28 protein-coding genes are annotated in these 20,905 nt (G+C 67.6%); 17 read left to right on the top strand and 11 right to left on the bottom strand.

Features of this window, described 5'->3' with window-relative positions; genetic code table 11:
• Positions 1-15: 15 nt before the first annotated feature.
• From SNOUR_RS05245 to SNOUR_RS05225, 6 genes are all read left to right on the top strand, one after another.
• Positions 16-369 carry a helix-turn-helix domain-containing protein gene (locus SNOUR_RS05245; protein ID WP_067344256.1) on the top strand — a complete coding sequence of 118 codons (354 nt, stop codon included), beginning with the start codon at positions 16-18 and terminating at the stop codon, positions 367-369.
• Positions 366-1,550, top strand: a complete 1,185-nt coding sequence (locus SNOUR_RS48045) for a hypothetical protein (protein WP_312632054.1) — start codon at positions 366-368, stop codon at positions 1,548-1,550. Before SNOUR_RS05245 ends, SNOUR_RS48045 begins: the two co-directional genes overlap by 4 nt.
• A 237-nt stretch (positions 1,551-1,787) precedes the next feature.
• Positions 1,788-2,783: a hypothetical protein gene (locus SNOUR_RS48040; protein ID WP_312632053.1), complete on the top strand. Its 996-nt coding sequence runs from the start codon at positions 1,788-1,790 to the stop codon at positions 2,781-2,783.
• An 8-nt stretch (positions 2,784-2,791) separates the two neighbouring features.
• Positions 2,792-3,253 (top strand): nucleotidyltransferase domain-containing protein, encoded by a 462-nt coding sequence (locus SNOUR_RS05235; RefSeq protein WP_067344254.1) that lies wholly within the window; start codon positions 2,792-2,794, stop codon positions 3,251-3,253.
• Between the two features lie 143 nt (positions 3,254-3,396).
• Positions 3,397-3,717: a helix-turn-helix domain-containing protein gene (locus SNOUR_RS05230; protein ID WP_067344253.1), complete on the top strand. Its 321-nt coding sequence runs from the start codon at positions 3,397-3,399 to the stop codon at positions 3,715-3,717.
• On the top strand, positions 3,714-5,450 hold the full coding sequence (locus SNOUR_RS05225) for a site-specific integrase (protein WP_067344251.1): 1,737 nt from the start codon (positions 3,714-3,716) through the stop codon (positions 5,448-5,450). The genes SNOUR_RS05230 and SNOUR_RS05225 overlap by 4 nt, the downstream gene beginning before the upstream one ends.
• A 66-nt stretch (positions 5,451-5,516) precedes the next feature.
• Here SNOUR_RS05225 and SNOUR_RS05220 read toward each other — a convergent pair whose 3' ends face one another.
• Complete coding sequence (locus SNOUR_RS05220) at positions 5,517-6,527, bottom strand: quinone oxidoreductase family protein (RefSeq protein ID WP_067344249.1); 1,011 nt, start codon at positions 6,525-6,527, stop codon at positions 5,517-5,519.
• A 763-nt stretch (positions 6,528-7,290) separates the two neighbouring features.
• Positions 7,291-7,644, bottom strand: a complete 354-nt coding sequence (locus SNOUR_RS05215; protein WP_067344248.1) for a hypothetical protein — start codon at positions 7,642-7,644, stop codon at positions 7,291-7,293.
• Between the two features lie 243 nt (positions 7,645-7,887).
• Here SNOUR_RS05215 and SNOUR_RS05210 point away from each other — a divergent pair, with 243 nt between their 5' ends.
• On the top strand, positions 7,888-8,130 hold the full coding sequence (locus tag SNOUR_RS05210) for a hypothetical protein (RefSeq protein ID WP_067344246.1): 243 nt from the start codon (positions 7,888-7,890) through the stop codon (positions 8,128-8,130).
• Between the two features lie 120 nt (positions 8,131-8,250).
• Here the strand turns inward: SNOUR_RS05210 and SNOUR_RS42580 are convergent, their stop codons facing one another.
• Positions 8,251-9,060, bottom strand: a complete 810-nt coding sequence (locus tag SNOUR_RS42580; RefSeq protein ID WP_159425799.1) for a pentapeptide repeat-containing protein — start codon at positions 9,058-9,060, stop codon at positions 8,251-8,253.
• A gap of 431 nt (positions 9,061-9,491) precedes the next feature.
• On the opposite strand from SNOUR_RS42580, the gene SNOUR_RS05200 reads away from it, so the two are divergent.
• Positions 9,492-9,764 (top strand): hypothetical protein, encoded by a 273-nt coding sequence (locus SNOUR_RS05200; RefSeq protein ID WP_067344242.1) that lies wholly within the window; start codon positions 9,492-9,494, stop codon positions 9,762-9,764.
• Entirely contained in the window at positions 9,761-10,147 is a 387-nt protein-coding gene (locus SNOUR_RS46000) for a hypothetical protein (protein ID WP_159425798.1), read from the top strand. Before SNOUR_RS05200 ends, SNOUR_RS46000 begins: the two co-directional genes overlap by 4 nt.
• Here SNOUR_RS46000 and SNOUR_RS05195 read toward each other — a convergent pair.
• Positions 10,135-11,325: an IS110 family RNA-guided transposase gene (locus tag SNOUR_RS05195; protein WP_067343972.1), complete on the bottom strand. Its 1,191-nt coding sequence runs from the start codon at positions 11,323-11,325 to the stop codon at positions 10,135-10,137. The two genes, SNOUR_RS46000 and SNOUR_RS05195, sit on opposite strands and share 13 nt — an antisense overlap.
• A 304-nt stretch (positions 11,326-11,629) precedes the next feature.
• On the opposite strand from SNOUR_RS05195, the gene SNOUR_RS05190 reads away from it, so the two are divergent.
• The 5 genes from SNOUR_RS05190 to SNOUR_RS46960 all read left to right on the top strand — a co-directional run bounded on the left by SNOUR_RS05190 (position 11,630) and on the right by SNOUR_RS46960 (position 14,434).
• Complete coding sequence (locus SNOUR_RS05190; RefSeq protein WP_159425797.1) at positions 11,630-11,938, top strand: hypothetical protein; 309 nt, start codon at positions 11,630-11,632, stop codon at positions 11,936-11,938.
• Positions 11,939-12,692: 754 nt separating this feature from the next.
• A complete protein-coding gene (locus tag SNOUR_RS05185; protein WP_067344239.1) occupies positions 12,693-12,992 on the top strand; it encodes a hypothetical protein in 300 nt (99 codons plus the stop codon).
• Positions 12,993-13,059: 67 nt separating this feature from the next.
• Positions 13,060-13,401, top strand: a complete 342-nt coding sequence (locus SNOUR_RS05180; RefSeq protein WP_067344238.1) for a hypothetical protein — start codon at positions 13,060-13,062, stop codon at positions 13,399-13,401.
• 14 nt (positions 13,402-13,415) lie between these two features.
• Positions 13,416-14,129, top strand: a complete 714-nt coding sequence (locus SNOUR_RS45240; RefSeq protein ID WP_312632052.1) for a glycoside hydrolase family 25 protein — start codon at positions 13,416-13,418, stop codon at positions 14,127-14,129.
• Positions 14,126-14,434: a hypothetical protein gene (locus SNOUR_RS46960; RefSeq protein WP_162494987.1), complete on the top strand. Its 309-nt coding sequence runs from the start codon at positions 14,126-14,128 to the stop codon at positions 14,432-14,434. Before SNOUR_RS45240 ends, SNOUR_RS46960 begins: the two co-directional genes overlap by 4 nt.
• A 28-nt stretch (positions 14,435-14,462) precedes the next feature.
• On the opposite strand, the gene cyaB is transcribed toward SNOUR_RS46960, so the two are convergent.
• The 4 genes from cyaB to SNOUR_RS45995 form a co-directional block, all read right to left on the bottom strand.
• Positions 14,463-15,020 carry a class IV adenylate cyclase gene (cyaB, locus tag SNOUR_RS05170; RefSeq protein WP_174717845.1) on the bottom strand — a complete coding sequence of 186 codons (558 nt, stop codon included), beginning with the start codon at positions 15,018-15,020 and terminating at the stop codon, positions 14,463-14,465.
• A gap of 17 nt (positions 15,021-15,037) precedes the next feature.
• Entirely contained in the window at positions 15,038-15,220 is a 183-nt protein-coding gene (locus SNOUR_RS05165; RefSeq protein WP_312632051.1) for a hypothetical protein, read from the bottom strand.
• Positions 15,221-15,288: 68 nt separating this feature from the next.
• Positions 15,289-16,326 carry a site-specific integrase gene (locus tag SNOUR_RS05160; RefSeq protein ID WP_079142230.1) on the bottom strand — a complete coding sequence of 346 codons (1,038 nt, stop codon included), beginning with the start codon at positions 16,324-16,326 and terminating at the stop codon, positions 15,289-15,291.
• Positions 16,323-16,691: a hypothetical protein gene (locus tag SNOUR_RS45995; RefSeq protein WP_159425796.1), complete on the bottom strand. Its 369-nt coding sequence runs from the start codon at positions 16,689-16,691 to the stop codon at positions 16,323-16,325. Before SNOUR_RS45995 ends, SNOUR_RS05160 begins: the two co-directional genes overlap by 4 nt.
• A 23-nt stretch (positions 16,692-16,714) precedes the next feature.
• Here SNOUR_RS45995 and SNOUR_RS48035 point away from each other — a divergent pair, with 23 nt between their 5' ends.
• Both SNOUR_RS48035 and SNOUR_RS48030 read left to right on the top strand, forming a co-directional pair.
• On the top strand, positions 16,715-17,734 hold the full coding sequence (locus tag SNOUR_RS48035; RefSeq protein ID WP_312632050.1) for a pentapeptide repeat-containing protein: 1,020 nt from the start codon (positions 16,715-16,717) through the stop codon (positions 17,732-17,734).
• A 124-nt stretch (positions 17,735-17,858) separates the two neighbouring features.
• Complete coding sequence (locus SNOUR_RS48030; protein ID WP_312632049.1) at positions 17,859-18,392, top strand: hypothetical protein; 534 nt, start codon at positions 17,859-17,861, stop codon at positions 18,390-18,392.
• A 185-nt stretch (positions 18,393-18,577) separates the two neighbouring features.
• Here the strand turns inward: SNOUR_RS48030 and SNOUR_RS49195 are convergent, their stop codons facing one another.
• Together SNOUR_RS49195 and SNOUR_RS49190 are read right to left on the bottom strand one after the other, a co-directional pair.
• Positions 18,578-18,931 carry a hypothetical protein gene (locus tag SNOUR_RS49195; RefSeq protein ID WP_376738499.1) on the bottom strand — a complete coding sequence of 118 codons (354 nt, stop codon included), beginning with the start codon at positions 18,929-18,931 and terminating at the stop codon, positions 18,578-18,580.
• Positions 18,932-18,967: 36 nt separating this feature from the next.
• Positions 18,968-19,102 carry a DUF6233 domain-containing protein gene (locus SNOUR_RS49190; protein WP_376738580.1) on the bottom strand — a complete coding sequence of 45 codons (135 nt, stop codon included), beginning with the start codon at positions 19,100-19,102 and terminating at the stop codon, positions 18,968-18,970.
• Between the two features lie 389 nt (positions 19,103-19,491).
• Here SNOUR_RS49190 and SNOUR_RS48025 point away from each other — a divergent pair, with 389 nt between their 5' ends.
• Positions 19,492-19,593 carry an acyl-CoA dehydrogenase family protein gene (locus tag SNOUR_RS48025; RefSeq protein WP_312632048.1) on the top strand — a complete coding sequence of 34 codons (102 nt, stop codon included), beginning with the start codon at positions 19,492-19,494 and terminating at the stop codon, positions 19,591-19,593.
• 268 nt (positions 19,594-19,861) lie between these two features.
• Here SNOUR_RS48025 and SNOUR_RS05145 read toward each other — a convergent pair whose 3' ends face one another.
• The gene (locus tag SNOUR_RS05145; protein WP_067344234.1) at positions 19,862-20,398 is read right to left on the bottom strand and encodes a hypothetical protein; all 537 of its coding nucleotides are present in this window, start codon (positions 20,396-20,398) and stop codon (positions 19,862-19,864) included.
• Between the last annotated feature and the right edge of the window lie 507 nt (positions 20,399-20,905).

Here is a 20,905-nt window from a genome sequence, read left to right as displayed (position 1 = left end):
AGGAGGGATCCGGCGATGGCCGCCAAGCTCGACTACCACTGGCACCTGCGCAAAGTCATGGCGGACCGCGGGATGTTCTCCACCACCGACCTCATCCCTCCGCTCGCCGAACGCGGCATCAGCCTGTCGTCGAGCCAGGTCTACCGGCTCGTCGTCGAGCGACCGGAGCGACTGAGCCTGAAGATCCTCATGGCTCTGCTAGACATCCTCGACTGCACCATGGACGACCTCATCGAGCCCATCGCGGCGGCCGGGGCCGTGAAGAAGCCGAAGAAGGCGGCCGTCGGCGGCGGCACGGCATCCGGTTCGGAGGGACTTGGTGGACTGCGGCCAAAGCGGGCCCGCATCAGGGGTGTTGACCGGTCGTGACCACTGCTGACCATCTCAGCCGCACCGTTTCGGACCCGATCGGCCTGATCACAGACCTGGTCGCAGACGTCGAGATGGAGCTCGGCGCTGAGACCATCCGGGCCGTGGTCACCGCGGTCGCGGGCGGCCGCGCGAAGTCACGGCGCCTGGCGGAAGCCCTGGCGATGCGGCCCGCCGTCCTGACCGACGGCCGGTCCCCGGCACCCCGGGCCATCGGCGATCTGCTCATCGAGCTCCGCAAGGCCGGCGCCGCGGCGATCTCGCCGCCGGTCTGTGTCGAGTGCGGCAAGAAGTTGCGAACCCTCCAACGCCAGGGCCAGGACTGGTACTGCTCGGTCTGCGGACAGGAGACCACCGAGTGCACCGCCTGCGGCAACGTCCGACGCGTCGGCTTCCGGGACCGCAAGAGCCTGCCGCGCTGCAAGATGTGTCCGGACAACGACGACCGTGATCCAGTCACGGTCGTGCACGAGATGATCACCGCGATCGCCCCGGACGCCGACCGCGACGTGATCGCCGAAGCTCTCCGCCGCACGGCACCCCAGCGTCCCACCTATCGACAGCGACTGGTCTGGGCCCTGGAGGAGAACCCTCGTCTGCTGACCGGAGAGGGCTATCTGGCACCACATCGCGCCATCCTGCGGTTTATCGACTTGCTGCACGAGGCAGGCGTCGCCGGGATCGTCCGGCCGGCCTGCCCTCGCTGCCACCGGGTGGTCCGCATCGACAAGCCGCTGGATGGGCAGCGGGTCTGCCGCAACTGCATCGCCAAGTCCCGCATCGAAGAATGCGTACGCTGTGGTGCCCGGCGCGAACCGGCCATCCGCGACACCCAGGGACGGCCGCTGTGTCCGAACTGCCTGGTCACTGACCCCGCGAACATCGAGGTCTGCATCGGCTGCGGCAGACGTCGACGAGTACAGAACCGCACCGCCGAAGGCCCCCTCTGCCCCACCTGTTGCCCCCTGCCGGTCCTGGTCTGCTCAATCTGCGGACGCACCGCACCTTGCACCCACTCCCGTCTGACCGGCCTGCCCCGCTGCGGCGGCTGCGACAGACGCCCGGCTCACTGCACCGTCTGCGGGCGGCTCCGCGGCATCCACTCCGGCACCGCCGACGCCCCGGTCTGCGGACCCTGCACCGCACCGGACCCCGAGCTCTGGCGCCCCTGTCCCACCTGAGGACAAGCCGAACGCCTGCGAGCCTCCGGTCCGTGCCCGCGCTGCACCCTCAAGCAGCGCCTCCACGAGCTCCTCGCCGATGACACCGGCTCCATAGCCCCGAAACTCCAGGCCCTCCACGAGGCCCTGGCCAGCACCGAACGGGCCAGCACCGCGATGCGCTGGCTCTCCAAAGGCGTCGTCTCCACCGTCCTATCCGATCTCGGCTCCGGCCGCCGACCCCTCACCCACGAGGCCATGGACGAGCTCCCGGAAGGCAAGGTCGTCGAACACATCCGCAGCGTCCTGGTAGCCACCGGCGCCCTGCCGAAACGGGACGAGCAGATGGTCCGCCTCGAACGACACGTGAAGGACCTCGTCACCTCCCATGTGACGGCTGAGGGACGGAAAATCCTGCACCGATACGCGACTTGGCACCTCATGCGTCGGCTTCGCCGACGCAGCCGCGGCAAGGACATCACGCACAGCCAGCTCACGGTCGCCCGGCAACATCTGCGGGCGGCCGTCCATCTCCTGAACTGGCTGGAGGACCAGAACCTGACCCTTGCAACCTGCCGACAAACCGACATCGAACGCTGGATGACCAGCGACAACGCCCGCCTTCGCCAGGAAGCAGGCCACTTCGTGCGATGGGCCCTCTCCCAGAAGATCACCCGCGATCTCACCTTCCCGGCCGAGCGATGGAATGGCCCCTCCCCGCCGATGGACGAGGAAGCCCGCTGGTCCACCGCCCGCCGCCTGCTGCACGACGACACACTCAAGTCCGAAGACCGCCTCGCCGGCCTGCTGTTGCTTCTCTATGCCCAGTGGCCCGCAGCGATCTCCCGGCTCACCGTCGACCACATCGAGGAGACGGACGGAGCGGTCCGCATCCGCCTCGGCGCCGTCCCGGTCGAGCTTCCCGCACCCGTCGCTGAACTGGCCCTCCAACAGGTCGAGGTTCGCCGCAGCCATGCCGTTCTCGGCCGCACAGACTCACCCTGGCTTTTCCCCGGAGGCCGACCCGGCCGCCCGATCAGTGCCTGGGCCATGGGCGAACGGCTCCGCAAACTCGGCATCCGGCTCGCGGAGGCCCGCTCGACCGCGCTGTTCCAGCTCGCCACCGAACTGCCCGCCGCGGTCCTCGCCCGCACCCTCGGCATCGACATCACCGTCGCCGTCAAATGGCAGCGAGCCGCCGCCGGAGACTGGGGCGCCTACGCAGCCGAGATCAGCCGCCGTCCAGAAATCTAGGAGCCCACATGACACACCGCGCCGAACAATCAGCGAACCAGTCCGAGATCTCACAGGAACGGGCCGCCGAAGCGCAGGAGCTCATCGACCGAACCACACGCTGGGCCGCAAACCGCCAGGACATCGTCGGTCTGCTCCTTGTCGGTTCATACGCCCGCAATGCCGCGCGCCCCGACTCCGACATCGACATTGTCCTGCTCTCGACGGACCAGACCCAGTACTTCAACAACACCTGGGCCAACGAGCTCGCCCTCGGCGAACTCGTCCGAACGCAATCGTGGGGGCCCATCACCGAACGACGCTATGCCACGGCCTCGGGTTTGGAAGTTGAGATCGGTATCGGGTCTCCGGAGTGGGCACGGACAGACCCCGTCGACCCTGGCACACTCCGCGTCGTCACCGACGGCGCCCGCCCCCTGCACGACCCCGCAGGAGTCCTTGCCTCTCTGATCCAGACCTGCCAACCGTGACCACCATCACAGGGGCATTCAGACAGTTCCAATACCCGACTCCACCATTACACGTCAACAAGACCCACATCGAGGACGCCTGGACTACCGCCGGCCAGCGGGCCGCGTCTCGGTTCACCGGATAGCCCAGGACAGGAGCCGTCATGAAGTGGAACCTGCGGCTGGCCGCCGCGCAGCGCGACATCTGGAAGTCCTCGCAGCTGCAGTCGATGCTCGCCGACGCGGGCCTGACGATCAGCGCGGGGAAGATGTCCAATCTGTGGTCCGGGCAGCCGGTCACCATCCGTCTGGACGACCTCGACATCATCTGCGAGGTCCTGGGCTGCCAACCCAACGACCTTCTGGCCCCGGAGCCCGAGAAGGCCCGCGCTCGGCGTCCCGCAAGCACGTCCGCCCCGGCAGCGGTCGCGGGCGAGCACCCCAGGATCGAACGTCGGGTCGGTCGGACGGAACCACCGCTGTGAACCTGCGGCCCCGGCCGTGCAAGCAGTGCGGCGACAAGATCGCGGAGTACGGCCGGCTCCGCTGCTTCAGCTGTCTGCATCCCGAACTTCCGCCGCCGACCTGCAAAGTATGCGGCAGCGACGCCCACTACGTCGGCGGCTACTGCCGTCGCTGTCATCCCCGCGTGCCGTACGCGGACAGCTGCAGCGACTGCCTCGCATGGGGCACCTGGCACCGCCACGGCCGCTGTGCCGCCTGCACATCCTTGCGCAACCGCGGCCACGAGACCGGCACTTGCGCGACCTGCCGCCGCACCGTGCCGCTCCTCAAGCACGGGGTGTGCCGACTGTGCCGCTGCCAGGCCCAAGCCGTTCCACGGACGTGGCAGCGACCGGACCTCACCACCGCGGCCACCACCGGGCAGCGGCTGTTCATCGCCGATCTGGTTCGGCGGGTCCACCTTGCCGCCCGGACGCAGGAGCGCGGCTCATCCGAAGCGCACCAGCTCGTCGGCGGCTCATTCTGGGCGATGCCTCGGTGGCGCCAGGATCCGCTGTTCGTCGCCGAGCGGGACATGTCGCGCGTCACCGTGCCCGACGTCGAGCCGATCGATCCCGCCTTCACCGCCTACGTCTCGGCGCAGGCCGAGGCCAGCGCAGAGGCCCAAGGCTGGTCACCGACCTTGCGTGAGCGCGTGCTGCGAAGCCTGTACCTGCTGACCGCCGTCCACGGCCCGCACGAGAACATCAAGGCCAGCACCGTCGCCACGCTGCCGCGCCAGCGAGCCGCACGCGCCATCACCCGGGTCACCGAGGTCCTCGCCCACCTCGACCTCCTCGACGACGACCGCATCGACCCCCTCGACGCGTGGATCCAACGCCGGCTCAGCAATGTGCACCCGGAGATCCGCGCAGAAGCCCTCGTGTGGATCCGCATCGTCCGACACGGCGGACCCCGCCGCCGTCCCCGCTCGACCGCCACTGTCCGCAACCAGGTCATGGCCTCGATCCCGTTCCTCCTCGACTGCTCGAAGCGCTACCGCACCCTTCGCCAGGTCACCCGCGCCGACCTCACGGAGTGGCTGTCCCAGTGCGCGGCACCGCACAACGAAGCCGTCGCGCTGCGCAACATGTTCAAAACGCTCAGGAGCCAACGGCTGCTGTTCGCCAACCCCGCACGTGGCCTGAGTCTGGGGGCCAGGCCCGCCTCGGTGCCCACGCCGCTCAGCCCCGAGGCGATCCAGACATTAGCCGCGGCCGCCGAGGGCGACCCCGCCCTGAAGCTGCTGGTCGCCCTCATCGGCATTCACGCGCTCTACCCCCACCAGGCCCGCGAGTTGCCCTTGGCTGCCGTCGACTTCACCGGCGGCCGGCTCGTGCACGGCAACATCGACCACCCCCTCGACGCCTTCACCCGTCAGGCCGCCGCCGACTACATCCGACTCCGCCACTCACGCTGGCCACACACCCGCAACCCCCACCTGTTCCTCAGCTCGCAGACCGCGCACTCGCGCACGCCGGTCACCATCGGCTGGATGCAGCCCTTGCTCAAGGACCTTCCGGTCACCGCCCAACGACTCCGCGAGGACCGGATCCTCGAAGAGGCCGCCGTCACCGGCGCCGACCCGCAACACCTGTGCGCGGTTTTCAACATCACCCCCGACACCGGACTGCGCTACACCCGGACATTCCACCCCGACCCCTTGTCCGACCGAGACCAGGAGGACACGCCTGTTGTGATTGATTCCCAATGAGGGGTGTGACCCAGATACGCCAGAAACCCGCCAGAACTTGATCTTGGCCTGCTGAGTGCCTGACGATCAGCTCTGCGTCTCCTCGCGGCGTCCAATAGCGGCCGCATCGGGTATGACGAGCAGCTTGCCGGTGGTACGCCGAGCCTCCAGATCGCTGTGGGCCTGGGCGGCCTCGGACAATGTGTAGCGGCCCGTTACGGTGACCTCAAGCGCCTTGGAGCGCACCCACTCGAACACATCGGCGGCCCGTCGGAGCAGTTCGGACCGATCGGCGATGAAGTCCCCGAGGCTGGGCCGGATCAGGGTCAGCGAACCGCCGTGGGCGAGCTGAATCGGATCAAACGGCGGCACGGCACCACTTGCCGCGCCGAAGAGCACGAGATGGCCGCGGGTTCGCAGGCTGGCGAGGCTCGCGTCGAAGGTGTGCGCGCCGACGCCGTCGAAGACAACCGGCAGTCCCTGACCGCCGTTGAGCCGCCTCACCTCGGCTGCGAGATCGTCGACTGCGGAGGAAAGGATCACCTCAGCGGCCCCGGCACGCTTCGCCAGCTCGGCCTTCGCCGTGGTCGACGTCGTGCCGATCACCCTGCCGCCGAGGTGGGTGATGAGCTGGGTCAAAAGCAGCCCCATGCCACCAGCAGCCGCATGCACGAGCACCGTGTCGCCCCCCTGAACCGGGTAGGCGTCCTTGACGAGATAGTGCGCGGTCATGCCTTGGAGGAGCACGGCGGCGGCTGTCTCGAAGCCGATGTCGTCGGGCAGCGGCACCAGCCGGGAGGAGTCCACGACGGCCCGCTCGGCATACGTGCCGGGAATCTCCACCCAACCGACCCGGTCCCCGACTGCGACGTCAGCGACGCCGGGTCCAACTTCGACGACCGTGCCGGCGCCCTCAGTGCCCGGGGTGAAGGGCAGCGGGAGGCTGTACCGGCCTTCGCGGTGGTAGACGTCGAGGAAGTTGACCCCGGATGCGGCGACCTCCACGATCGCCTCGCCCGGACCCGGCCGCGGCTGGTCCACCTTGGCCTCCTGCAGCACCTCGGGACCGCCCACTTCGTACACCTGAATCGCTCGCATGACCCCTCCAATAACGGCTCACCCCCCACCAACCCCGTTGATGGCGATCCGATTCCCGGCAAGCAGACCAGCCCGCCGCCCCCGCCGAGAGCTGAGACGCCTGCTTTGCACCCAGGTCTGGGACAGGAGACCGAGGCGGTGTGTATGGCGGGTGCCTGACCCCCAGTCCGTCAGGTTGGATGGCACCGTGGCGAGACGACCCAAGACGTGTGGCCCTACACGTTCATCGCCGACGACTGGATCAGGTCGTGCGTGCGCTGCCTTGAATGGGCAGCCACCGAGCACCCAGAGTTCGGGGAGTTCACCACTGAACTAGGCCAGTTGGTCAGGGTATGTCGCCGGCAGGTATCGGGGGAGCGGCCCGAGCGGCGCATTTCTGTCGCCTGCTCCTGCGGTGACACCCTCCGCATTACTGTCTCGACACCCGGTGCTCGGTGTAGCGGTGCGGTAGGCAGTACACACGGGCTGATGTTCTTGAACTGCCCCTTGCTGCACGTGGCATGGCCGCCTAGCGGGACGTCGCATTCGATGGGTAGATAGCCAGGTCGGCGCCACAGTGATGGTCGTGTCGTCGCGCCGGAGGCAGCGCACTTCCCATGGTGGGCCAGCAGGGGCAGGACCCTGGCCGCCAGCCGGACCTCCCCGAGGAGTCCGGCCAGCGGCCCTGCATTTCGACTGCGGATCGAGTGAACGCCCGCTGCTTGACCTGGAAGGGGGCAAAGGGGTCCCGCCTGGATAGTGGCGCAGACGCCGGGCCCCGGTGTCATTCCCCGCCTTCTCTGCCTCCCTTGCCTCCCTTGCCCTCTCTGCCTCCGCCCTTTTCTTCGCCGCCTCCCTTGCCTTCCGTGAAGCTGTTGTCGCAGCCCATGCGGGAGCCCATAGAGGTGGCCTGCGCACTCGGGGAGCCCTCGCCGCCGAGCGCGTTGCCCAGCAGGCCGTTTACGATCCCGACCTCGCCGAGGACATCGACGTTCAGGTCATGCGACCGGCACTGGCTGCCCTGTCTGATATCGAAGTCGGTGCCGCCCCTCCCGCCGGCGTAGGCGGTGCCGGCGCCGAGGAACCCGAAGCTGCCGAGGACGATGGCCACGACGGTGGCCTTCTGAAGCTTGCGCATTTCTTCTCCGATGGTCGAACGGAGGCAATCCGTGATATAGCGCCTCCTTACAGTCACAAGAGGCTAATACGAGATAAGTCGCATATTTTTGGAGGCGCGCCGGATCCAGGAATGACCCCAAAGTGGTTGCAGACTTGACAGTTGAATGTCACACTGCACTCAACGAAGCACTCGTGTGCCCGCAATCCCTGAAGCCTCCGATTCGTCGGGGGCTTTTTGCATGCTCGATCTGGAGGTGCCCACGTGCGTCTCGCCGAGATCCTGCCGGAGGACCTGGTCTTCGCTCACGAGGCCGCCGCGGCAACCGGAGTCCCGCAGCAGGTGATTCGACAGTGGGCGTCACGGGGGAAGATCCGCCGCTTCTCTGGTGAGAACCGGCTCACCGGCAACGGCCACGAGTACAAGACCATGTACGCGCTCCCCGAAATCCAGGAGCGGGCTCACACGTACCGATCCACACCGCAGCGCGGCCGGCGCGCCGCCTGATCTCCTCGCGGGCGGTTGAGCGTTGGCGGCGGCTCCCGCCCGCGAGGATGAACGTCTGCCGCAGCGCAGGTGGGGGCCTTGCCGGCCCCTCCACGCCGACACCTCCACTTCCCTGGGCCCTCAGGTTCCGCTGGAGGAGTTTGCTTGTGGTACGGGCGCCGGTGTGCCTCGGGTTCTTGCGAGGTCGTATTTTGTGAGGCCCGTTTCCGCGATGTTCGCTCCCGAAAGTTCGGCTCCCGCGACGTGGGCGCCAGCGAGTTTGGCACCTCGGAGGTCAGCAAGGCTGAGAGTTGCCCCCGTCAGGTCAGCTTGCAGGAGGAAGGCGACGCTCAGATCTGCTCCGTAGAGGTTCGTGTGGTGCAAGGTCGCGCGGTTCATGTCGGCGCCGCTGACCAGAGCAAGCTGGAGGTCGGCGTCGGTCAGGTTGGCCTCTTCCAGGTTCGCTCCACGCAGATCGGCCCCGGATAGGTCAGAGCCGGCCAGACTCGCCTTGGGAAGCACGTACTGCGCCAGATTAGTGTTCCTCAGGTCGACCCGTGTCTCCCGGTCATGTGCAGGATCCCGGCTGCTCAGGACGGTGACAGCCGCTTGTACGTCAGCAAGCACCTTAGGGGCGGTTTCGCTTTTCGGCGGTTTCCCGCTTGCCCCGAAGCGAGCTGCGCGAGTACGCACGAATGCGGATAGTACGGATATGGCGCTGGGTTGATCGCGATCGGAATCACGCATGATGCGCTCAAGTGCGTAGATGCCGCCCATCCGTATGTCAAGGGAATTTGCCCCGAGGTTCTGGATCGCGGCGTTGAAACGGTCGGTGATCTGCCCCTGTTCGCTGAGTCGCAGTTGTGCACCATTCTGGTTGACCGAGGCCCAGGTGAAGACCAAAGCCACCACTGCCGCTAACGCGGGTAATGCGGTACTCGCCAGGTTCACCCACTGCACCCAACTGGTAGCGCTACCGGTTGCGCCGCCGGTCCGTCCACTCATCGTCCGCGGCGGCCGTCTCCGACGTGCCAATGACCGCCGCGGACCCACTGGAGCCCGACGGGTTGGTTCTCGCGAACTCCGCCCCTGACGCTGCCGGATCCGCTGCAACTGGGCGTACCGCGCTCTTGCTCTTTGAAGTCCCCCACTCATATACCTATTTGACAAGACGCTGCAGTCACCATGCGAGCGGATCGGGAAAGTTGTAGCCCGCAGCTCCTGGGACACATCTGCTCGTGGCGACCCGGGGCGCGGTGCCGGTCATTCGAGCGGCCCGTTTCACCGGGCCGGCTAACCAGCGGCACGACGGACCCGCCTGCCCGGCGCGTGGACGCGCCGCCGACATCATCCCCGACTGAAACCCAGCAAGGAGCCCCGCTGTGTCCGCACTCGCCGACCGCTTGCACGCCTTCCTCGGGCGATTCACCAGCGCCACCCACAAGGACGTCGAGGGCCTGGTCGCGGCCATCGAGCAGCACCTTGTCCCGGTCATTCGCGGCGCCGTCCACGATGCACTCACCACGGCCGAGGCGGACGGCCGGAGCCTCCTCGACCAGCTCCGCGCCGACGAGGGCCGGCTCGCCCAGGCTGTCGCCGCCGAGGTCGCCCAAATCCTCGGCCACACCACCACGCCGCCAGGAGGCGCCGCGTGACAGAGACACCCGCGCCGGACGCTCTCCTGGGCACCCCGCCGCTGGCCGGCCCCACCTGCGGCGCGTGCGGGGCCCGTGCCGCGGTGCAGTGGCAACGGCGGCTGACGGACACCGAATTCGCCGCGCACCTGGCCCTGGAAGAAGCACGGCGCGACGAACGCCTACGCCTCGCCGACTCACAGCAGCCGGCCCCCGGCCTCGGGCCGATGCCGACCCCGGGCGAATGCGTCACCCCCGTCTTCGGCTGCGCCGCTCACGCCATCACCGCGGACGCCGCCGCTCTCGTCCACCAGAAGACGTGTGCGGCCCCTGACCCGGCCCACCTTCCCGGCTGTAACTGCACACCGGAGCTCGCTTCCCAATCTGGAAGTCAAGCCGCATGAGTGACTGGAGGTATCACTTGGTAACACCGACGGTCACGGATCAGAGCCCAGAAGACGTTGACTCGTCGGCGGGCAAGCGCGAGGACGGCTTGGATGTGGCGCTTCCCCTCCGCGCGTTTGCGGTCGTAAAAGCGGCGCGAGTTCGGGTCGCTGCGGATGCTGATCAGCGCGGAGGTGTAGAAGACCCGCTGGAGGCCGCGGTGGTACTGCTGCGGTCGGTGCAGGTTGCCGTGGGACTTCCCGGAGTCGTGCGGGGCGGGAGCCAGGCCGGCGAAGGCGGCCAGCCGGTCCGGGGTGGCGAAGGATGCCATGTCGCTGCCCACGGCGGCCAGGAATTCTGCGCCCAGCAGGGAGCCAATTCCCGGCATGCTGGTGATCACTTCGGCGAGTTCGTGGCGGCGAAACCGGCCCTCGATGAGCTTGTCGACGTCCGCGATCTTCTCGTTGAGGGCCATCACCTCCTCGACCAGCGCACCCACCAGCGAGGCGATGGCCGCTTCGCCGGGGACGGCGGTGTGCTGCCGCTCGGCGGCTCTGACCGCAGCGGTGGCCAGGGACTCCGCATTGCGAACGTTGCGGACGCTCAGCCACTTGGTGAGACGGGTCAGGCCCACGCGACGGATTGCCAGCGGGGTCTGATAGCCCGTCAGCAGCACCAGCGGCCCCTTGGTGGTCAGATCCAGCGCGCGTTCCAGTGCGGGAAACATGCTGGTCAGCGTGGCACGCAAGCGGTTGATCGACCGGTTACGGTCGCATGCGAGGTCGGTGCGGCGCGCGGTGAACAGCTTCAGCTCCGCGGTGATCTCGTCGCTGGGACGTATGGGCTTCAGGTCACGGCGGACGCGGGCCTGGTCGGCGATGACGAGCGCGTCGCGGGCGTCGGTCTTGCCTTCGCCTCGGTAGCCGTCGGCGGCCCGGTTGACCGCGCGGCCGGGGATGTAGAGCAGTTCCTGATCGTGGTTGACCAGCAGTGCAATCAGCAGTGCGGCACCGCCGTCGGCCATGTCCACCGCCCACGTTGCGTCGTCCGCGAGTCCGAGGACGTCTGCAAGGAGCTGGAGGAGCTCCGGCTCGTCGTTGGCCACCCGGCGCGACAGCAGCTTGGCGCCGTCGGCGTCCAGGACGACGCAATGGTGGTGGGTCTTGCCGCTGTCGATCCCGGCCCATACCCGGCTCATCATGCTCCAGACGGTCGTCGTTGCAGTGCGTACCACAGACGACCTCGCCGGCATTGCCTTACACAGCGACTCGTTCGCACTTCCCAATCAGCGGCCTGGTCGTCGTGGGGTGCCGGGCGGCGAAGCGAGTTCAGCCACGGACGGCAGCCGCCTGATAGCCACACCCAGCACCCCTGGGCGACCCAACCCTACGAATGGCTCGATCAACCCGTCCAACAACGTAAGGCGCCGCCTGACAGCCCGGCCGCGTAGCGAGCAGACCAATCGGCCGCGGTGAGCGGCATGAGCACATATAGAGGTGACGGTGGCCGATGACGTGTCCCCGGGCGAGCTGTATCGGCGCATGGTCGACCACGAGCAGCGTACCGACCGCGTCCACGAGGCCCAGGACGCCCGAATCACGAGCCTCGCTAAGGACATGGTTCCGCTCCAGCTGTACCAGCAGAGCGAACGCGACTGGGACGACGACATCAAGGCTCTCGGTGATCGGGTCACCAAGCTGGAAGAGCGGCCCGCGATGACATTGACCCGCTGGCTGGGCGTCCTCACCGTCACCGCGGCATTTCTGGCGCTGGCCGTGCAGGCGTGGGGCACGCTCAAGGGGGCGCAGTGACAAAGCCGGAGAAGACGCGCGCGCCACGTACCAGCACGCTAGTCACTGTGGCCTTGTGGGCTCTGGTGCTGCTGTCGGCTGGCTTTGCGGGCCTCGCGCTGCGAATCGCAGAGGACAGTAATCACCGCTATCAGAGCGAGCAGGACGCCCAGAGCACGGTGATCTCAAAATTGTCCGAGGGTCTGGATACGACCCGGGAGCAGCTGCAACGGCACGGGGTGAAGCCGTCTGCTCCGCCCGCACAGACCATCGTGCGAGGCGTTCCCGGAGCACCTGGGGCGACCGGCGCCGCGGGACCACAGGGGCCCGCCGGCTCGGTCGGACCTTCCAGACCACCAGGACCCACCGGCCCGGCTGGGCAGACGGGCGCGGCTGGCAAGGCGGGCGCATCTGGAAGTAACGGTTCTCCTGGTGCGGCCGGACCGACTGGGGCACCCGGCGCGAGCGGTACCAACGGCAGCGCGGGACCCGCAGGTCCGGCTGGCCCCAAGGGCGACACAGGCCCTTCGGGAGCGACCGGCCCCGCTGGCGCCGACGGCAAGAACGGCAAGCCGTCCGCCAGCTGGACGTACACGGACGCTCTGGGCCAGCACTACACGTGCAGCCCGGCGCCTGGCTTCGACCCGAACAACCCCCGCTACGTGTGCACCGCGGACCAGTCCGCTCCGCTGCCTGTAGCGCCGAGCAAGCAGGGCCTGCTCGGCGTCGCCGGCCTGGCCAGCACCGCCGCGTACCGAAGGAGGCTGCGCACCCCATGAAGCGCATCGTGTGGGCTGTGGCTGCGCTCGCGGTCGTGGCGCTGGACGTGTACCTGCTTCGGTACCACTGGTCCGACGTCGGCGGGAACATCGAGGCGTCGATCATCTGGGGCACGCCCGCGCTGGTCGCCCAGCACGTCGCGCTGCGTCGGCACGTGAACCGCACGCACGCCGCGACCGTCGAGCGGTTCGACGCACAGGACGAGGCCCTCGACGCCACGCACCGCAAAGTCGGCGAGCTGCACGGACTTCACCTACACGGCAAGTGGCCTGACGGCAGCCCCGACACCCGCTGACATCACCCCGACGGCCCTCACGCCCCGAGCCTGCTGGCCGGGGCACTTTCATGAACGGAGTGCCCGGATGACCGAGCACACGCACCACCGGGTCGCCGCGCACGACCAGATGCTGACCCTCCATCTCTCCCAGCACGTCGAGGAGCGCGCTCCGCGAGAGGACGACTCGCACTACCACCTGTTCGAGCAGGCCAAAGCCCGGCTGAAGAAACAAGGGCTGTGGAGGTGCATCGTCAACGACGAACTCTGCGGCGGAGGCCCCGAACTGCACCACAGTCACGTCGAGTTTTCCGAGATTGCCTCCACGGATCCGGCGAAGGTCGAGAAGGCGCTGGGCCTGCACTTCGAGGACGACGAGGCGAGGCATCCCAGCCCCGGCGCACTTCGTGCCAGCCAGCGAACTCGGTAAGGGAGGTGCGTGACATGGGTATTTGGGGTCAGGACTGGTCGTCGTACCAGTCGGCGACACCGGACACGTCAGGGCTCTCCTTCGCGTTCACGAAGGTGACCGAGGGCCTGTCCTATGTGAACCCCCGCTGGGTGTCGCAGCGGGACCATGCGAAGGCGAGCGGGCTGGTGTGGGGCGCGTATCACTACCCCCACGTGGGCAACTCGGTGCAGGCCGAAGCCGACTACTTCCTCGGCCAAGTCGCCTGGAAGCCCGGCGACATGGTGGTCCTCGATTGGGAGGGCTACGACGCGGCCAACCAGGGCGTGTCCCGCGGCACGCAGGCCGCGTACAAGAAGGCGTGGCTCAGGTACGTGAAGGGCAAGCTGCCCCACAATCCGGTCGGCATGTACGCCAATCTCGACTACTGGCGGAACATCGACACGACCTCGTATGCCGGTGACTTCCTGTGGATCGCCACCGCCGGCCTTCCCGTGGCCAGCCCGGTATCCAGGCCCCATGGCTGTTCCACCAGTACTCGGACAGTCCGGTCGACAAGGACTACTGCCACCTCGCCAGCACTCAGGCGCTCAGGGATTGGGCGCTCTCATTCTCCCAGGAGGCTGATATGCCGCTCACTTCTGCTGACGCCGCGACCGTCTGGGGTTACACCCACGGTGACAAGCCCGACGTGCACCAGACCCTCGCGGACGCCGCAGCCCAGTCCGCTGTCGCAGCAGCAGGCGTGAAGGCGCTGACGGCACAGGTCGGTGCGGCGAATTCGGCGATTGCCGCTCTGGCGAAGGCGCTCGCCTCGTCGGGCGGTATCACCCAGGAGCAGGTACAGGCCGCGGCCAAGGCCGGCGCGGAGGCTGCTCTGACCGAACTGGGCCACCTGCTCGACGGCACGAAGCGAGCGCCCAGCACGGGCGGCCATGAACACGCGTATCCGCTCGTTCGCCTCGGCGACGTCGGGTACGCAGCTGGTCAACACGACACAAATGCTACGGGCACCCGCCGACAATCGCTCCAAGGAAGACGGCCCCTGTGGTGATCGCGGTCCACGATCGCGCTCAATCCAGCTACGGATTGCGCTGGGCGCGGACTGCGTCGGTGTACTGCTCGGTTGTCAGGTCGCCTTCGTCGATGCCCAGCTCGGACAGCACCGACCGGACGTCGTCCAAGGCGGCCTGCAAGTCGTCGTCCTTCGCGAGCGTTTCGACTTCGAGGAACGTACCGTCGACTTCTGGCACTCGGACCAGGGTGGCGAGCATGCGGCGGCCCCGCGCCTCGAAGTGGTAGTTCCGGCACCGCTTCTCGAAGGCGATGGCGGTCACGTATCCGAGGCCACGCAACGTGGCGTGGACAGCATCCGCGTCATCGACACGGGTCTCATGTTCGGGTTTCGAGCCGGATGCTTCATCGACCCGTGCCTCCTTGTACGTGAGGACAGTGCGCGTCTCCTCAGGCCCGTGGACCGTCCGGACACGCAACTCACGATCGCTCTGCTCCAGGTCGCCGGCGTCGGTGTCGTAATAGGTGTCCTGGTACACCTCGGCCACACCGGCGACGAGTTTCTCCAGGCGCTGCATGACACCCTCGGGATCCAGCACCCGTGCTTTCAACTCTGCCTCGATCACCAGCTCTACCCCCTTGCTCAGACGGTCTGGACTCCGTCATCAACGATCGCTTCGAACATGCGCCGAAAGCCCTGGTACAGGGGCCCGTGCGGCGTCTCCATCACCTTGTACGTTGCTGACTCGTGCCCTTCCCAGCCGGCATCGAAGGCAGACACGAACAGGGTGGAGTCCAGGCGAATGATGCGCCACGTCGGAAGCATCCTGTACCGGTACACCCGAACGTCGCCACCGCTCGACAGCTCCCGCTCACCACAGCGGAGCCCGCCTTCTAGCGCCCCTGTCCCGTCGGGTCCATGCCGGCGTCGGCGAGGGCTTGAGCCCCGCCGCGACGGAGCCCGTGTGCGGTGACCTTCTTCCAGTTGGGCAAGCCGGCTTGCTGCGCCCGGCCGCGTCCCCAGCCGTTGATGGCGTCACCGGTGACGTGCTCGCCCCGCTCGGTCGCCGTGGCCCGGGACTGGAGGCTGCCGGATCTGGTGAGGGCGCGGAGCAGGGCGCCATCGTAGACGCCGAGGTGGTGCAGTATGTCGAGCCAGGCGCGGGTTGCGCGGACGGGGGCGATGAGCGGGTCGTCCCACGCGGGGATGAACGTCTCCTCACCTTTGGCCTCTTGGTCGGTCTTCGACGCCGAGATGTAGAGGGCGACGCCGTCGGCTTCGACGGTGACGTTGCCGATGGTGAGGTCGGCGAGCTCGATCCTGCGATTGAGTGCGCCTCGCCCGAGGAGGAGGACGCACCGGTCGCGGATGCCGATGGGGTGTTGCGGGTCGCAGGTGGCGACCATGGCGCGGAGCATGTCGTCGGTGATGGCGGGGGCCTTCTTCACGCCGACGCGCTTGTTCCATTCCTTGCGGTACTCGTTGAGCATGCCGCGGGCTTCGGTGGTTCCGGGCTTCTTGTCGTCAGGCATCCAGGTGCGGATGGCGGACATGGCGACGCTGATGGCGTTGGGGGCACGGCCGACTTCGATGAGGGTGGCGACGTACTCGACGTAGGTGGCGGTGGTGCAGGGCCGGTGGACGCGGCCTTGGGTCTCGCACCAGCGGCGGAAGAGGTCTCGCTGGTTGTCGTAGGTGCGGGACGTGCTCTTCGGCTTCGACTTGTTCCGCTCGGCGGTGGCCTTGGAGACGTAGGGGTCGCGTTCGGTGTACGTCGGCTGGTCGGCTTCGGTGGGGAGCGCTTCGCCGGGGACGAGGATCGTGTGCCGGTCGACGATCGGCCGGGCGGGCGCCGTCTCGGTGAGCGGGGCGGGGAGGCGGCCGGCGTCCACCAACTCGGCGTCCACCACCTCCTCGGGGCCATCGGTCATGTGGCAGCCCCTGTTTCCGCTGAACCGTTGAACACTTGCGCAAAGAGTTCGCGGCAGCCGGGACGACGGCAACGGCCGTTGGGGTGCACCTCGGCCGCGTCTTCGAGCAGGCTGCTGTCGATAGCGATCTGCGTGGGACTGCATGCTGCGGCAGCTGTAACCATGCCACCCGCAACGGCGTACCGATGTGAGGCGACTACGACGTGCCGGGCTTTGATGCTGTAGACGTCGGGGCGGCGAAGGAACGAGGCCTCACGCCAACCCGCTTGGAGGCGCCCGTTCCGGAGAAGGGGAGCGCCGTGCTCATGCTTGCCGACGTCATCGAAGTCCGCGCACTCGGCGCTCAGCGGTCGCTTCTGGGTCATGCCATCCCCTCATTCAGCTTGGCTTGTATAAGGGAAACCCGAGCCCCGAACCGTCCCCCACTCCGCCTGACTGGCCGCACTGTGGCCACGGCACCACCCCGGAGAACCCGGTCGGCTGCCGCGGCGTCCACGTCCCCGGCCATACCGCATGCCTCGCCCACCTGGCCGACGCCGACCGCGACGCCTACCTGGCCGGTCTGACCCCCGGCACCGACATCGACCACCGCGGCACCCCCTTCACCGAACCCCTCCTCGACGACCTCCTCAATGCCCTCCGCGACCCCGCCACCGGACAACCCCGCCTCGGCGACGCACGGTTCGAGGGGGCGCAGTTCTCCGGCGAGGCCCGGTTCGAGCACGTGCGGTTCTCCGTCGCTGCTGTGTTCGGCGATGCGAAGTTCTCCAACACCTGGTCCTTATACGGTGAGCACGGCGATGCTCGGTCGGAGCAGGTTCAGTTCTCCGGCAATGCCTGGTTCAGCGGGGCCCAGTTCTCTGGCGACGCCATTTTCGGCGGGGCGCAGTTCTCGACTCGCGCCATGTTCAGAACCGCAGGTTTTGCGTCGGGGTGGTTCGGGCCCGTGGTATGCGCTGGTGAGGTCGATGTGTCCCTTGCACGGTTCGAGACGCCGGTGACGATGGAGATTGCGGCGCGGGAGGTGTACTGCTATCGGACTCAGTGGCAATCGACGGCGACGCTACGCCTGCGCTACGCCACAGCGAACCTCGATCACGCCGTCCTGGTCTTCCCCCTGGCAGTCACTGCCTGCCCGGCCCCCTTCAAAGTTGGTGGCGGAACAGTGGCGGACGAGAGTCTGCTGGCCGATTTCAAGAACGAGGTGCGGGTCGTCTCGGTGCGCGGGGTGGACGCCGCATACCTGGTCCTGACCGACACCGACCTGAGCGACTGCGTGTTCTCTGGGGGCCTTCCACCTCGACCAGCTCCGCCTAGAAGGCCGCTATACCTTCGCCCCCACTCCCACCGGGCTCCACCGCCACTTCATATGGCCCTGCCTGTGGACCCCTCGACGCACCCTAGCTGAGGAACACCACTGGCGAGCCCAAACTACCGGCCAACCCACGTCATCCTTGGGACCCCCTTCACCGCGGCACTGGCGCACTGGGCCACACCACCCCGATCCCGAGCTGACTCCCGACCCGGCAGACGTGTCCACTCTCTACCGGCAACTGCGCAAGTCATTCGAGGACAACAAGAACGAGCCGGGCGCCGCTGATTTTTACTACGGCGAGATGGAGATGCGCCGCCACGACCGCACCGACACCACCCGCGCCGAACGCGGACTGCTGCGCGGCTACTGGATGCTGTCCGGCTACGGCCTTCGCGCCTCCCGAGCCCTGGGCTGGCTGGCGGCCGCCATGCTCATCACCATCGCGCTGCTGATGGGCTTCGGGCTCCCAAAGGACGACCCGAAGCAGGAGGCGACCGGCACCGTGCCGCCCGGCGGTGGCAAGGTCACCTTCGAGATCGACAAGGATCACCCGCAGAACCCCACCGGGAACAGGTTCACGGGCGAGCGCTTCGAGAAGGTCCTCAACGCCACCCTCAACTCCGTGGTGTTCCGTTCCTCCGGCCAGGACCTGACCACCGCTGGCACTTACATTGAGATGGGGTCCCGCGTGACCGAGCCTGTCCTTCTGGGCCTGGCGGTCCTGGCGGTCCGCAACCGCGTCAAACGCTGACCCATCGCCTTCGACGGCCAGGGGCCAGCAGAACGCCGCAGCCACCGCGCGCTGAAGCAACCTGTGCGCACGCTCGGCCCCAAGCCGCCGCACGGAAGGTTTCAGTGCCCGGGTCACAGCCTCGCCAACTGAAATCTTCCGTGCTGCCCGACAGCAGGGGTGTTGGTGGGAGGAATGGGGGCGCTTCAGGGAACGTTATGCGCTACCTGACACCTCGCCCGTCCTTCGAGGGTGGCGTTGTGCTGTAGCGCCTCGCGGGACGCGGTGCTGCGATACTGGTTCTGGCCCCGCCGCGCACCCCCGACGCGGCGGGGCTTCTTCTCTTCGCGCGCCCCGTAGTCGTGCGGCCGGCCGCCGCGCCATTCGATCCAGGCCGGGCTGTCGAGGATCGTCTCGGGCTCGTCGACTCCCGCCCGGCGGAGGAACTCGACCAGGTCGGCGTCGCTACGAGCCAGCCCGAGGATCTGGTCGCGTGCGGTGACCCGTCGCCCGCCTGTGGCGGACGCCCGGTGTACGACGATCGGCGCGCGGCCCTGCATCCTCCCAGCGTGCGATGCCCGGCTGCGGCCCGCAGGTCAGAGGATGCCGAGCTCTGAATCCGGTCGCCACATGCTGCACGCCTCCAGCCCCTCGGCGAGAGCGCGCATTGCCTGATCCCGGGAGATGGGTCGGGCACGGCGGTCGGCCATGCGGCAGTCGCCGACGTGCACGGCGATGGGCGGCTGCCCTTCCCGGTCGATGCGGAGCTGCAGCAGCCAGTCCGGTCGCGGGGAGGGGTGATGCGCTCCTGTCGGGGTGCGGTCTGCTCGGCGATGACGATCTGCTCGCGGACCCTGTCGAGGGTGAGCTGCAGCCACGTCTCCAGGGTGCGGAGGCGGGTAACATCCGGAGGTGAGTCGTTCATGTGTTCGAGTCTAGCTCTGTGGGGGCGCCTCGGTTGTCGGCCGTCCAGTGGCGGCCCTTGGTTGCAGGCTGGGAGATTTTTGGGAGATGAGCCTGCACCGCGAACCCGATCGAAGACCCGGTGAACCCGGCTGAACGCGACGGCGTGACGGCAGAACGCCCAGGTCAGACAGGTGAATGGGCAGGGTACAGATTGATGTCGCTAGTGTCGGCCGCCATCTACACCATCTTCGAAGGCACCAGCGAGATCCAGCGGCTGGTCATCGCCCGCACGCTGTCGGGGATGCCGATCCGCTAGCGCAGGGCCCCTGCCGAGGGCCGTCTCATCGGCGATGTCGTGACAGGGGAATGACCCCATGGCTCCCTCTCCGTGCACATGCGAACAGAGCGACAGCGGGGAGGGGGCCGCACCATCGTGCTGGAGACAGCAGCCTTTCTGCAGCGGGTGACCGGGCCCAAAACCTGGCCGCTGGCCGGACCTTCCCATGAAGTCCGGCCAGCGGCCCAGTGTTTCGACTGTTTCGACTGTTTCGACTGCGGGGCGTGCGGAGTCCCGCGGCCCGGCCTTATGAGGTCGTAAGGGTCTCGGTTTGGACCGTGTAGCGGAGAGTGGGCCGCGGTGTCATCGCCTGCTGTTCCCCGCCTTTGCCTTCCCGGTTCTCCGAGCATCCGCACTTCTGTGCGTCGCTGCCCTTGTCCCCGTTGCTTGCGCTTTCCTCCGAGTTACTGGCCTCTGGCCGCTGAGCTTCAGGCCGCTGAGCTTCAGGCCGCTGAGCCTCTGAACCTCTGCCCTTTTCTTCGTCACCGCCCTTGCTTTCCTTGGGGAAGTTGGCGCTGTTGTCGCAGCCCATTTCCGAGCCCATCTTGGTGTTCTGGGCACCCGGGGAGCCCTCGCCGTTGAGCAGGTTTCCGCCCAGACCGTTCGCGATCCCGACCTGGCCGAGGACGTCGACGTTCGAGTCGTGCGACCTGCACTGGCTGCCCTGCTTGATGTCGAGGTCGGTGCCGCCCTTCTCGCCGTGGGCGTAGGCGGTGCCGGCGCCGAGGAAGCCGAAGCTGCCGAGGGCGACGGCCAGGACGGCAGTCTTCTGAAGCTTGCGCATTTCTTCTCCGGTGGTCGACGGATGCAATCCGTGATATAGCGACTTCCTACAGTCACAAGAGGCTAATACGAGATATGCCGGAGGTGTTCGGCGGCGCGCCGGATTCAGGGCCGCCGCGAACGGGTGGCAGTACTACTGCAGTTGCGGGCCCTCCGCCTCAACGGCCCAATATGAAGTTAAGTGTTGATCATTTGAGAGGACCCATAAGCGGTTGTGGGCTTGATGGTTGAATGCCGCACTGCTCCCGACGAAGCGCTCGTGTGCCCGAAAGTCCAAAAGCCTCCGATCCGTCGGGGGCTTTTGCATGCTCGATCTGGAGGTGTGCGCGTGCGCCGCGTCGCGATCCTGCCGGAGAGCCTGGTATTCGCTCACGAAGCCGCCGCGGCAATTGGAGCCCCGCAGCAAGTGATCCGCCCGCTCCGCCGCGAGCTCGGGCCCACGTTGAAGTGGGGGAGTCTGGTGGCTCGGATCCGACCGGAATACGCCTCTTGCCCGTGTCTGTCGGCG

The sequence above is a fragment of the Streptomyces noursei ATCC 11455 genome (genome assembly GCF_001704275.1).
GTDB lineage: Bacteria > Actinomycetota > Actinomycetes > Streptomycetales > Streptomycetaceae > Streptomyces > Streptomyces noursei.
This window is presented reverse-complemented; position numbering and strand designations above follow the sequence as displayed.